Source organism: Pseudarthrobacter sp. AL07 (assembly GCF_029960665.1).
GTDB lineage: Bacteria > Actinomycetota > Actinomycetes > Actinomycetales > Micrococcaceae > Arthrobacter.
The window spans coordinates 280830-293735 of the sequence record NZ_JASBRB010000001.1 but is presented as its reverse complement, the minus strand read 5'-3'; the positions used below and the strand labels follow the sequence as shown (position 1 = coordinate 293735).

Genomic DNA, 12906 nt, shown 5'->3' with positions numbered 1-12906 from the left:
CCGGCGAGCGCCCTCGCTCCTGTTGACAAGGCTGCTGATAGTGTTTGCGATGATCATCACACCGGCCCGCATACGCGGCGCCACGCACGGAACAGGCCCCCTTAACCAGTGACTGACAAGACGGAAGAGTCCTCCACGGGACACGAAAATCAACCGGCCGCTGACGCATTGGAATCCTCGCCGGACGTCCCTGCCAGCGCGAAGCGACGAGGGCCCGCCGCCGCAGCCCTTGGCCAGCTGGCGCGGCGCCTGCGCCAGCCGTTGCCGGGCGCCCAGCCCAGGCGCCGGTTTGAGTTCCCGCCGGAATACAACGACACGGAAGAATCTGCCGCCACCGACGTCGACGAGACCGCCGGGAGGCCCGAGCAGTTCGGCCCTCCGGGTCCACAGATGTCGATGCAACATCCCCTCTATATGGGCTTCATGGGAACCGTCGGCGTCGGCCTTGCCCTGCTGGTGTACTGGATTGGCTCCAACACCACGCAGCTGCTGCTGTGGATCGTGGCTGCCCTGTTCATTGCCCTCGGCCTGGAACCTGTGGTCGGCTGGCTGGAGAACCGCCGGATTCCCCGCCCGGCCGGCATTCTACTGGCCGTGCTGGTCCTGGTGATGGCCGTGGGCGGGTTCTTCGCCACACTCATCCCCACCATCGTGGAACAGGTCACCCAAATCGTGGTGCAGGCACCCACCTGGGTACGGGACTTCATCGACTCTGAATTTTTCCGCACCGTGGACGACCAGTTCGGTGTGCGAGACCGCATCAACGAGGAACTCGACAAGTTCGTCAAAAACCCCGATGCGATGGGCGGGATCTTCGGCGGCGTGGTGGGCTTCGGTTCCACCCTGGCCAACGGCCTCTTCGGCACGTTGATCGTCCTGGTCCTGAGCCTGTATTTCCTGGCAGCCCTTCCGGCCATGAAGAAGTGGGGCTACCGGCTTGCCCCTCGGTCACGCCGGGCCCGGGTGGAGGCCCTTTCCGGGGAGATCACCCGGTCCGTAGGCAACTACGTGATCGGGCAGGCCTGCGTGGCATTGCTCAATGCCACGTTTGCGTTCATCGTGATGTCCATCGTGGGTGTCCCGTTCGCCCTATTGCTGGCCTTCGTGGTGGCCCTGCTGGCCTTTGTCCCCCTGGTGGGGGGCATGATCGCCGGCGTCGTCGTTGTGCTGATCGCTGTGACGGTCGGGTGGCAGACGGCCGCCGTCTACGGCATCTGCTACTTCGCCTACCTCCAGTTCGAGGCCTACTTCATCTCGCCCCGCATCATGCAGAAAGCCGTGGCCGTACCTGGTGCCGTTGCCGTCATCTCCGTGATTGCCGGTGGCAGCCTTTTGGGGGTCCTGGGCGCACTCATCGCCATCCCGACGGCGGCCGCCATCCTGCTCCTGATCAAGGAGATCTACATCGTCCGCCAGGACAAACACTGACGGACAGAAACCAGTGCGAGCGTGCTAGGCGGCTGAGGTAGCCAATGGGCCGTTCCACACCTGCGGCAGGCCCTCGGGACCGGAACCTGCTTCCGTCACATCATCAACGATTTCATTGAGCACGCGGGAAGCGTACTTCTCCCCCACCCAAAGGTGCTTGGCGCCATCCACCCCCACCACTCTGGCCAAAGGCACCAGGCTGAAGCGTTCAGCGGCGGCCTCGGGCTGCAGGTAGTCGTCATGCTCCGGAACGAGCACGGTGAGCGGCTTCGCGGAGTCTGCCCAGAGGAGCAGGTGGGCGTCGGTGGCACGGTGCAGCGGCGGCGACAGCAGTACGGCACCTTCAATTTGGCTGGCCACCGGCTCAACGGCACCGTACATCAACGCCAGCTCGGTACCGAAGGACCAGCCCACCAGCCAGCGGTTGGGCAGTTGGCGTTCGACTGCGAAACGCACCGCCGCCTCTACGTCCTGCCGCTCGCCGATCCCCTCTTCGAAGGAACCCGCGCTGGTTCCCCGCGGCGAACCGGTCCCGCGCGTGTTGAAGCGAAGCACGGCGACGCCGGCGAGGGCAGGAAGCCGGTAAGACGCCTTGCGGTACACGTGCGAGTCCATAAAACCGCCGTGCGTTGGAAGCGGATGCAGGGTGATCAGCGTCGCAGTGATCGGGCCGGACTCGGGCAGCGCCAGTTCCCCGACCAGAATGTGGCCATCCTCGGTGCGTAGCTCGATGTTCTCCCGCCGGGCCGGCAGCACCGTTGACGCGCGGATGGGTGCGGGCCCTGTTGGCTGGCTGAATTCATACGACGCCGGATCAAAAGTCATGCCTGCCAGCTTAGCGACTTCCGGAGTCCCCCAGTCGCAGTGCCCCGGATCGTAACGCGGCTTTACGGGGCGCCGTTCGCCCGGGCTATTCAAAGTCAGCGGTAACGGTAGGTCCGGGACAGCCAACAGTTTGTGTGCCAGTGCCGGCGCTCGGCCAGCCCTGCCGCAGCACCGAAAATATGATCATCTTTCCACACCACCAGGTGGGCGATGCCGGGGACAACAGCGGTGGAGCAGCCAGGGCAAACGTACGTCTTTTCCGCGTTTCTGGCGGTCATCGTCCTGACCATCCACTCGCCGTCGGGCGCGCTTTCCCGCCGGGCGATTCCAGCCCGCGCCCGCTCCAAATCCAGCTCAGGAACGACGCTGTTGCCCTTCTTGCCGGCCGGCTTTCCGGCAGCTATGCCCGGCCTTCCGGAGGCAGGTCGGCGGGGGCGGTTGGAACGCGGCATGCCTCTATTCTGCCCCAGCCCCGGTAGTGTGTACGGCGTGCGACTTGTCATAGCCCGATGTTCAGTTGATTACGTTGGCCGGCTCAAAGCCCATCTCCCCCTGGCCACCAGGCTCCTGCTGGTCAAGGCCGACGGCTCGGTGCTGGTTCATTCCGACGGCGGCTCGTATAAGCCACTGAACTGGATGAGCCCGCCCGCCACCCTCCGGGTGTCCTCGCCGGAGGACATTGACCTTGAGCTTGGCGTCACGGAACAGTGGACCGTCCAGTCGGCCAAGACCGATGACCGCCTGATCATCAATATCCACGAGCAGTTGCACGAGTCCTCCCACGACCTTGGGCTGGATCCCGGTCTGATCAAGGACGGCGTCGAAGCTGACCTCCAGCGCCTGCTCGCCGATCAGATTGAGACCCTCGGCTCAGGCTTTTCACTCATCCGGCGCGAATACTTCACGGCCATCGGCCCCGTGGACATCCTGGCCCGCGACGCCAGCGGGGCCACCGTGGCCATTGAACTGAAGCGGCGCGGCGACATCGACGGCGTGGAACAGCTCACCCGCTACCTTGAACTCCTGAACCGGGACCCGCTGCTGGCCCCGGTTCGTGGCATCTTCGCTGCCCAGCAAATCAAGCCGCAGGCCAAGGTGCTGGCAAACGACCGCGGCATCGACTGCATCACGCTGGACTACGATGCAATGCGCGGTGTGGACGACAGCGATTCCCGGCTTTTCTGAGGCCCGCAAACCGCCTTTCTGACGCCGGGTGTCCGCACCGGCACCGGCATTCGGCCCCTGACAAGGGGATTCATCCGTTTTATCGGCTAAATTTGCCGTCTTGGCCGTTAAGACCGTTGACCTGACGGAATCGGCGTGAAATTCTTAGACCAGTCTTTGTGTAGGTGTTTTTCATGCTCGCAAGACATGTTGCGAGCGCGAAGCTCCTGCAGCGCATGTTCCCAGGAACGGCATTGAAGGATTCTTCTCGCGGAGTGACCGAGTCCGGCACGAGGTGTGCCGGACTTAGACAAGTCCCATAATGAGGAGAAATAAATGGCACAGGGAACCGTCAAGTGGTTCAACGCTGAAAAGGGCTTCGGCTTCATCACCCCGGATGACTCCGATGGCGATGTCTTCGTTCACTACTCGGAAATCCAGACCGGTGGCTTCAAGACCCTCGACGAGAACCAGCGCGTTCAGTTCGAAATCGGTCAGGGTGCCAAGGGCCCCCAGGCTACCGGCGTAACGCTGGTCTAGTCCCCCGCCCGGTGGCCGCCATCTGCGCGGCTTCCAGCGAAAAAGATCCCCGGCATCCGTGCCGGGGTTCTTTTCTTTGTCCACCGTGACCTTGGCCACTGTGACTTCTCCAGTCACAAAAGTTTCGGGCCGCCTCCTATGACGATCAGCTTCCCTGGCCCACCAGGCCCCGGACCAGCCGTGCCCCCTGCCGCAGCGAAAGGCCGGGCAAATAGGCACGGGTGAGCGCCCGTCCGATCGCCGGCAACTGCAGCGGATCCTGGTAATACAGGTAAAGCGCCCGGTACTCAGGTTTGAAGCGTGATTTGAAAGCAGCCAGGGACCGGAACCCGTAGACCGGTTCGAGGGCGTGGCCCACCACATCGAGGATGCGGACGAGGTTCTCTGCCGGCACCGGCTCCCCCGGCGTTTCGTCGCCGGGCCGGCTGGCGAGCGGGGACCCGGAGAGCGAGATCACCTCCACGGATTTGCGCAACTCCAGGACTGCCGAAGCGATCAGGAACTCCATCACCCCGGGGAACCCGTCGGCACCCCGGCGCATGACGTCCAGCGTGCGGCTGACCAGCGTCCCGCCGTCGTAAACGGGCAACCAGCTCGTTACCCCGTGCACGTGGCCCTCGCCGTCCACGGCGAGGCAGCAGAGCACTTCGTCGTCCATCAGCTCATCCATGCCGCCGAGCGTGAATCCCATTTCCGGAACTGATTTGCCCGCCGCCCATTCCTCCGACACTTCGCTGAGCCGGGCACGGAGAGCGGAGGGAAGCCCGTGGTAGGTACCCCAAACGGCTTTGACGCCCATCTTGGCGGCGCGGTTGCGCGCGGTCCTGACGTTCTGCCATTCTTTGCCGGTAAATTCGAGGTGCCGGACGGACAGCCTGGTCTCCTGCGCCACGGACACTCGCTGGAACCCCCGGTCCTGCAGGAGTGGCCACAGCGTGTCATCGCACGAGTAGAACGCCGGGCTGAGCGCGCGGTTGCCGCAATACGAGAGAAACCCTTCTGCGGTCTGCTGGCGGGCATCCGCCGCGCCGAAGGGGCCCGCCAGCGTCAGGGCAACACTGCCGTGCAGCTGGTAGGCCACCGCACCGCGTCCGTCCGGGCTAAACCAGTACCGGTTGGGTTCCCAGAGAGCCATCCACGACAGCGAATCGCCGCCCTCGTGCAACAGCGTCCGCGCTGCCGCCCTGTCATCGTGGCCCGAATCACTGCCATGGTGCCGTCCCAGGAGCACGGACCAGACTCCGGCCAACGCAACAAGCCAGAAGACCGGTCCGGAGTAGGCAAAAATCAGGGCCTCGAGGCCGTCCCGTTCAGCAAAAACCCGGTGGTAAAGATTCGGCAGTGGAACCGGCAGATACTGCCTGGAAAGTTCAGCAAGTAAGCCCAGCAGGCCGCCGTCGCGCGTCATTCCCCCCGCGGCAAACCAGGCCACTGCATAGCTCCCGGCCAGCAGGAGCCAGACGCCGCCTACCACCGCTAGGAGCCGACGGCGGGCGGCCGGGATTGTCTCGACGCGGAACTGCAGGCGGTTGGCCCAGAGCAGGACTGCCAGCAGCAGTGGGACGATCACCAAAGGCAGGATGTGAACAAAACCCGAACCCATAGCGGCAGTATGGGGACGCGCGGGATAGAGCGGGATCAGCGCAAACAATGCCAGGTAGACGGCCGCCATCGCCGTTACCGCTACTTGGAGCGCCAACGTGATGCGCAGAGCCATGCGGCGGCCCCGGCGCATTCCGTCAGCACAAATGAGGAGCAGAACCACCGGTACCACTGCCAGCGCGAGGCCGAAGGGGCCGGCAAAGCCCGTCCGCCCCATCTCCAGGCAGGATGCCTCCACTGTTGCTCCACAATTAGCTTCGAGTTGCCCGAGTGTGGGCATGGGGTTCAGCACCACGTCCCGGAGCAGCGCCAGGGGGCCGGTGGGAGTCCGGGCAACAGCGGTAAGGATGGGGCCCACGGCGAACACGGCCACCGTCAGGGCAAGGAGGTTCCTGGTTTCCCTACCGCTCGAGCGGGGCGGATGCAGCTGGCTGTGGTCGCCCTGGTTCCACCAGCTGGCTGCAAGACCCACCGCGGCACCTACCAGGCCGATGACGGTTTCGGCATGCCCCACGTACAGAACCAGCAGCAGCGACACTGAAAGCAGCGCCGTCCGCAACCGGCGCCGCCACAGGAGACCAATCCTGCCGCTCGCGGCGAGCGAAGCCGCCAGGACAGCGGCGTAGGGTCCGATCAGGCTGTAGTCCGCCATCAGCCCCAGCCAGCCTTCTCCCGCGTACCTCGCCAACTGGGTCACGAGCAGGAAGACGGTGACAGCCGCAAACTGGCCACCGAGGAAATACGCTGCCGTCTGCAGGGGCCCAAGAGTCCTCTCGGCCAGGCCAAGCAGCAGCAGGATCATCAGCGACGCCACCAGATAGGCCAGCGGATTGGTGGCAAAGAACAGTGCCGTGACCAGGACCCACCAGTTGCCGGCCTTCAGGCCAGGGGCGCTGACGCCGGCGACGGAAAGAAGCTCCTCCGGCGGGCCGCTGAGGAAGCTGCCGGTCGCGGCACCGACCAGCAGGAAAATACCGAGGATACTGAGCGTCAGCGGCACGGACCGCAGATATCCCCACATTCTTCCGCCAGCCGGAAGCACGACCGTCGACCAGAGCAGGGCCGGCGCACGGGTTTCCCCGACTTCCCTCATTTCGCCCAGCCCCAGTGTGCGGCCAGCAACTCAAGTCCGTTGCCCAAACCGGGAGTCAGGACGTCCCAGGAATGGCCGGTGTGCGCCACCACATCCGAGCCCACCGTAAAACCTGCGCCCCTCGCGGCTGCCTCAAGGGACCGCAGATTTGCCACGAACTCCGGATCTGTGGCCCCCGCCGCGAAGTACGCGACGCTGCCAGGATACTTGCGCTCCTTCAACAGCGTCAGCGGCACCTGGGCATCAAACGCGGCAGTGTCGCCATGGAAGGCAGCGTCAACGGTTTTCTGGCGTTCCTTGGCCAGCGCGGGCTCACTCTCGCTGGAAAAAGCAAGAACACCCGTGTACAGCTCCGGGTGGCGGGTGCCCATCTGAACTGCACACGTGGCACCAAAGCTGAAACCGCCGATGGCCCATTGCCGGTGATCGGCGTCCACGTCCAACATTGCTGAAATCCATCCGGGCACGTCAACGGAGAGGTACGTGTCCGCCTTGGCGATGGCGCTGTCCATGCAGAGGTTGTTCGCTGACTGGCTGCCGTTGGGATCAACCACCACAACAACGGGCGCCACTCCCCCGTGCCGGGCGGCGAAAGTGTCCATGCGTGCCCTGATCGACCCGCCGGTCAGCCAGTCGGCGGGGCCGCCGGGCTGTCCGGGCACCAGAACCAGCACCGGAAGGCTGGGACGGTTCGAAGCAAAGTAGGCCGGTGGGAAGTAGATGTAGGAGTCGCGGGCCTGTAGGCCCGAGGCGGTTCCTGGAATGGATGCGGTGCGGAGAACGCCATCGGCGGGGAGCTCAGTGGCCGGTTTCCATCCGTCCAGAGATGTTGCCGGGCCGTTCGGCTGGCGCATTAACTCCTGTTCCAGGGCCGGGATGCGGCTCAGCGCCGTTCCCGTCAGGTCCGCAACTGTCCGGTTGAGGCCGAAATAGGCGTTGATCTGCACCGCGGCCAGCAGCACCACGGCGAGGAGGGCAAGCGCATCCAGCGCACGGCGGCGCCACGACGCCGTGCGAAGCCGGAGCACCACCAGCAGGAGGGCGGCCACAGCGGGAAAAACCCACGCCAGGACGTCGAGCGGAAGTTCTTCGGGGAAGGTTGAGGCCCAATAGATGAGGACCCAATGGACCAGGAGCACCACGATGGCTGCGGCGGCCACTGCGGCGGCAACACTGAGGAACCAGCGGCGGCGGCCGAGGGCGCGCGGGCGCCAGATCAGGGACAGTGCGGCGGCGGCACCAAGGACCCAGGCGGCCCAGTACACCGGCCCGTCGGTCAACCGGATATCAGCGAACCAGTCCACGTGGCTAGCGCCAGGTACCCACGCCGATGACCGGCCCGGCTTCCAGCCATGAGGACAGCCCCGCGTAGGCATCGAATTTCATGGCCAGCCGCAGATCCTGGCCTTCGTATCGCAGCTCGACAACCACGACGTCGGGCTGGACCTTCACGGCCTCGGCCTCGGTTGGTTTGCGACGGCCCAGCAGCTCCAGGGAGCTGCGTTTGAACTTGTGTTTGGGGCGCACGCTCAAGGAAAGCAGCCGGAACCACTCAAGGTCGTTGTCCTGGTAACGACAAACCCCCATCTGCCAGCTGTTTCCAGCGATGCAAATGGAGGCGTCCACCGTGCCCAGGGCGCGCCGCAGATTGAAGCGGCGCACCCCCGAAAGGCACAGTGCGAAAATCAGCAATCCGAAAACGATTGCCAAGGCGATGAACGTAAAAGTCGGCGCGTCCATCAGGGTCGTGCTAGCGGATCCCAGCAGTAGCCGCGTCACCCAGTTGGGCGTTGTCAGCAACAATCACCACGCGGTTGTTGTCGACGGAGAAAAATCCGCCGTCAACAGCCACGGCAATGCGGTTCCCGGAAACCGGCTCAATGGCCAGTTCACCTTCGGCCAGGATCGCCAGCAGGGGCGAGTGGCCGGGCAGGATTCCGATCTCACCATCACTGGTGCGGGCCTTGACCATCTTGGCCGCTCCGGACCACACGAAGTGGTCCGCTGCGACAATCTCAACCTCAAGCTCAGCCATATTACTTGGTCTGTTCCTGGATCTTGGCCCACTGGCGCTCAACATCATCCAGGCCGCCGACGTTGAAGAACGCCTGCTCTGCAATGTGGTCAAGCTCACCGTCGCAGATGGCAGTGAAGCCTTCAACCGTGTCCTTGATGGTGACGGTAGAGCCCTCGACGCCGGTGAACTGCTTGGCGGTGTAGGTGTTCTGGGAGAGGAACTGCTGGATACGGCGTGCACGCGACACAACGATTTTGTCCTCTTCCGACAGTTCGTCGACACCGAGGATGGCGATGATGTCCTGGAGTTCCTTGTTCTTCTGCAGGATCTGCTTCACACGGACAGCCGTGTTGTAGTGATCCTGACCGATGTACTGCGGGTCCAGGATGCGGGACGTCGACGTCAGCGGGTCAACGGCCGGGTACAAACCACGGGAAGCAATTTCACGGGAAAGTTCCGTGGTTGCGTCGAGGTGTGCGAAGGTCGTGGCCGGGGCCGGGTCGGTGTAGTCATCTGCGGGAACGTAGATGGCCTGCATCGAAGTGATCGAGTGGCCCTTGGTGGACGTGATGCGCTCCTGGAGGAGGCCCATCTCGTCAGCCAGGTTGGGCTGGTAGCCCACGGCCGACGGCATGCGGCCGAGGAGGGTGGAAACCTCGGAGCCTGCCTGCGTGAAGCGGAAGATGTTGTCGATGAAGAGCAGCACGTCCTGGTTCTGCACGTCGCGGAAATACTCCGCCATGGTCAGGGCAGACAGTGCAACGCGCAGACGCGTTCCCGGCGGCTCATCCATCTGGCCGAATACAAGGGCGGTATCCTTGAGGACGCCCGCCTCTTCCATTTCGACCCAGAGGTCGTTACCTTCACGGGTACGCTCGCCAACACCGGCGAATACAGAGGTACCACCGAAGTTACGGGCCACACGGGTGATCATTTCCTGGATCAGAACCGTCTTGCCCACGCCGGCGCCGCCGAACAGGCCGATCTTTCCACCCTTGATGTACGGGGTGAGAAGGTCGATGACCTTGATGCCGGTTTCCATCATCTCGGTGGAACCCTCGAGCGTCGCAAAGGCCGGGGCCTTGCGGTGAATGGGCCAGCGCTCGGTGATCTCGAGTTCGGCCTCCGTCACGTCAAGCGGCTGTCCGAGGACGTTGAAGATGTGCCCCTTGACGACGTCGCCGACGGGCACGGAGATGGGGGCACCGGTATCCACCACAGCGGTACCGCGGACCAGTCCGTCGGTTGCCTGCAGGGAGATGGCGCGAATCACGTTGTCGCCGAGGTGCAGGGCAACCTCGAACGTGATGGTCTTGGTCTCACCGTTGAGGGTAATCTCGGTGGTGAGTGCGTTGTAAATCGAGGGGATTGCGTCAGCCGGGAATTCGACGTCGACAACCGGGCCAATAACACGTGCAATACGGCCGGTAGCACCGGTCGTCGCGGCTACGTGTTCGGTAGCAGTGGCAGTCATCTCTCTCACTTCACTCAGTAGATGGCGTGGGGTTAAGTTTGTTCTTTAGTGCAGGTACAGCTGGACCGGACCGGGCTAGGACGCGTTCAAGGCGTCGGCACCGGCAACGATTTCAGAAAGCTCCTGCGTAATTTCAGCCTGTCGGGCTGTGTTGCGCAGACGCGTGTACTTCTTGATAAGGTCCGTGGCGTTGTCGCCGGCAGACTTCATCGCCCGCTGGCGGGCTGCAAGCTCGGAAGCTGCGGCCTGCAACATGGCGGCAAAAATGCGTGACTCGATGTAGCGCGGCAGCAGGGCATCAAGGACCTGTTCCGCCTCCGGCTCGAATTCGTAGAGCGGCAGGAGGTCCGACTCGGACGCCGCCTGCTCTTCAACAACCTCGAGCGGAAGCAGACGGATAACCGTCGGCTCCTGCATCACCATGGACTTGAAGCGGGTGTAAACGACATGGATCTCGTCCACGCCACCCTCTTCATAGTCTGTCGCGAAGGCTTCAAGCAGTGCCGCGCCGACTTCACGTGCAGTTCCAAACTCGGGCGCATCCGTGTTGCCGGTCCACACCCGCTCGTAAGGAAGGGTGCGGAAGTCAAAGTACGCCTGCGCCTTGCGGCCCATCACATACGTCTTGACTTCTTTGCCCTCTCCGCGGAGCAGTTCGTTGAGGCCAACCGCCTGCTTAAGCACGCTTGCCGAATAGGAACCGGCAAGGCCGCGGTCAGCACTGATGACCAGGACGGCGGCCCGGCGGATCTGCTCCGGTTCGGTGACCAACGGGTGGTCGATTTCGCTCTGGCTCGCGACAGCAGAAACGGCACGCGTAATCGCGTTTGCGTAAGGCAGTGAAGCCGCTACGCGTGCGCGGGCCTTGCCAATGCGCGAGGTAGCGATCAGTTCCATCGCCTTGAAGATCTTGCGCATCGACGTGGTCGAGCTGATCTTCTGGCGGTAGACCCGAATCTGGGCTCCCATACTTTTCCTTTCCTAAGATCCCGATGGCCGGGACTGCCGGAACCTCAAAGGTCCCGGCAGTCCCTGCCAGCGAAACTAGCGCTTCTGCTTGACGATTTTTTCCTGGTCAACGTCACCTTCGGAGATAGCGTCGTGCTCCTCGTGGCCGGCGCCTACCAGTCGGTTGTCACCTTCACCGAAGAAGCCCTTTTTGAAGGCCACGATTGCAGTCTTCAGTGCTTCGGCAGTGTCATCGTCCATAACGTTGGTCTGCGCCAGCGTGGTCAGGATGGAGGACTTGTGCTTGAGGTGCTCCAGGAATTCGGTCTCAAAGCGGTTGATGTCCTCAACCGGAACCTCGTCGAGGTAGCCGTTGGTACCGGCCCAGATGGACACAACCTGGTTCTCGATCGGGAACGGAGAGTACTGGCCCTGCTTGAGCAGCTCCATCAGGCGGGCACCACGGGTCAGCTGCTGGCGCGATGCGGCATCAAGGTCCGAAGCGAACATGGCGAAAGCCTGCATGTCGCGGTACTGGGCCAATTCCAGCTTCAAAGTACCGGAGACCTTCTTCATGGACTTGACCTGTGCAGCACCACCAACGCGGGACACAGAGACACCCACGTCGACAGCCGGACGCTGGTTAGCGTTGAAGAGGTCCGACTGCAGGAAGATCTGGCCATCGGTAATGGAGATCACGTTGGTCGGGATGTAGGCAGAGACGTCGTTTGCCTTGGTCTCGATGAGTGGCAGGCCGGTCATCGAACCGGCACCGAGCTCGTCAGAGAGCTTGGCACAACGCTCCAGCAGGCGGGAGTGCAAGTAGAAGACGTCGCCCGGGTAAGCTTCGCGTCCCGGCGGGCGACGCAGCAGCAGTGACACTGCACGGTACGCCTCGGCCTGCTTGGAGAGATCATCAAACACGATGAGGACGTGCTTGCCGCCGTACATCCAGTGCTGGCCGATGGCCGAACCGGCGTACGGTGCCAGGTACTTGAAGCCTGCGGGGTCAGACGCCGGGGAAGCCACAATGGTGGTGTATTCCAGAGCGCCGTTGTCCTCAAGGGTCTGACGGACAGCCGCAATGGTGGATGCCTTCTGACCGATTGCCACGTAGATGCAACGCACTTGCTTGGTCACGTCGCCGGAAGCCCAGTTGGCCTTCTGGTTGATGATGGTGTCGATAGCGATTGCCGACTTACCGGTCTGGCGGTCACCGATGATCAGCTGACGCTGGCCGCGGCCGATCGGGATCATGGCGTCGATAGCCTTCAGACCGGTCTGCATCGGCTCGTGGACCGACTTACGCTGGGTCACGCCGGGCGCCTGTAGTTCCAGAGCACGGGTGGTTTCGGCCTTTATCTCGCCGAGGTCGTCGATGGGCTGGCCCAAGGGGTCAACCACACGGCCGAGGAAGGCGTCGCCTACCGGTACGGACAGAACCTGACCCGTACGGTGGACTTCCTGGCCCTCTTCGATTCCGGTGAAGTCACCGAGTACGATGACACCGATCTCGCGGACGTCAAGGTTCTGGGCCAGGCCCAGGGTGCCGTCTTCAAAGCGAAGCAGCTCGTTCGCCATGACCGAGGGAAGGCCCTCAACACGGGCGATGCCGTCACCTGCGGTTGTTACACGGCCAACCTCTACGCGCTCTGCGTTTCCGGGTTCGTAGGACGCCGCGAACTCGTTCAACGCATTACGGACGTCGTCGGCGTTGATGGTCAATTCGGCCATCTGCAGTCCCTGCTCTCCTGTTTTCGTGATCATCGTTGCTCACGATGACCGGGGTTTCGTTTCGTTAAGTTGTGCTTGTCC

12 protein-coding genes are annotated in these 12906 nt (G+C 63.2%); 3 read left to right on the top strand and 9 right to left on the bottom strand.

All coding sequences use genetic code 11. The features are described 5' to 3' along the window. The first annotated feature begins 108 nt into the window (after nt 1-108). Nucleotides 109-1428 (top strand): AI-2E family transporter, encoded by a 1320-nt coding sequence (locus tag QK290_RS01360; protein WP_282328959.1) that lies wholly within the window; start codon nt 109-111, stop codon nt 1426-1428. A gap of 24 nt (nt 1429-1452) precedes the next feature. On the opposite strand, the gene QK290_RS01355 is transcribed toward QK290_RS01360, so the two are convergent. After that, the gene (locus QK290_RS01355; protein ID WP_282328958.1) at nt 1453-2253 is read right to left on the bottom strand and encodes an alpha/beta fold hydrolase; all 801 of its coding nucleotides are present in this window, start codon (nt 2251-2253) and stop codon (nt 1453-1455) included. Nucleotides 2254-2348: 95 nt separating this feature from the next. Beyond that, the gene (locus QK290_RS01350) at nt 2349-2705 is read right to left on the bottom strand and encodes an ATP/GTP-binding protein (RefSeq protein WP_282328957.1); all 357 of its coding nucleotides are present in this window, start codon (nt 2703-2705) and stop codon (nt 2349-2351) included. A gap of 37 nt (nt 2706-2742) precedes the next feature. On the opposite strand from QK290_RS01350, the gene nucS reads away from it, so the two are divergent. Both nucS and QK290_RS01340 read left to right on the top strand, forming a co-directional pair. Beyond that, entirely contained in the window at nt 2743-3438 is a 696-nt protein-coding gene (nucS, locus tag QK290_RS01345; protein WP_282328956.1) for an endonuclease NucS, read from the top strand. Between the two features lie 315 nt (nt 3439-3753). Then, entirely contained in the window at nt 3754-3957 is a 204-nt protein-coding gene (locus QK290_RS01340) for a cold-shock protein (protein WP_011692441.1), read from the top strand. 145 nt (nt 3958-4102) lie between these two features. Here the strand turns inward: QK290_RS01340 and QK290_RS01335 are convergent, their stop codons facing one another. The 7 genes from QK290_RS01335 to atpA form a co-directional block, all read right to left on the bottom strand. Next, on the bottom strand, nt 4103-6652 hold the full coding sequence (locus QK290_RS01335; protein WP_282328952.1) for a DUF2156 domain-containing protein: 2550 nt from the start codon (nt 6650-6652) through the stop codon (nt 4103-4105). Next, on the bottom strand, nt 6649-7956 hold the full coding sequence (locus tag QK290_RS01330; protein WP_282328951.1) for an alpha/beta hydrolase-fold protein: 1308 nt from the start codon (nt 7954-7956) through the stop codon (nt 6649-6651). The genes QK290_RS01335 and QK290_RS01330 overlap by 4 nt, the downstream gene beginning before the upstream one ends. Before the next feature lie 4 nt (nt 7957-7960). After that, a complete protein-coding gene (locus tag QK290_RS01325; protein WP_282328950.1) occupies nt 7961-8392 on the bottom strand; it encodes a DUF2550 domain-containing protein in 432 nt (143 codons plus the stop codon). Between the two features lie 10 nt (nt 8393-8402). Then, nucleotides 8403-8687: a F0F1 ATP synthase subunit epsilon gene (locus QK290_RS01320; RefSeq protein ID WP_056349400.1), complete on the bottom strand. Its 285-nt coding sequence runs from the start codon at nt 8685-8687 to the stop codon at nt 8403-8405. 1 nt (nt 8688) lies between these two features. After that, nucleotides 8689-10143, bottom strand: a complete 1455-nt coding sequence (gene atpD, locus QK290_RS01315; protein WP_185260919.1) for a F0F1 ATP synthase subunit beta — start codon at nt 10141-10143, stop codon at nt 8689-8691. A 75-nt stretch (nt 10144-10218) separates the two neighbouring features. After that, complete coding sequence (locus QK290_RS01310; protein WP_282328949.1) at nt 10219-11112, bottom strand: F0F1 ATP synthase subunit gamma; 894 nt, start codon at nt 11110-11112, stop codon at nt 10219-10221. Nucleotides 11113-11187: 75 nt separating this feature from the next. Continuing rightward, nucleotides 11188-12825: a F0F1 ATP synthase subunit alpha gene (gene atpA / locus QK290_RS01305; protein ID WP_185260921.1), complete on the bottom strand. Its 1638-nt coding sequence runs from the start codon at nt 12823-12825 to the stop codon at nt 11188-11190. Between the last annotated feature and the right edge of the window lie 81 nt (nt 12826-12906).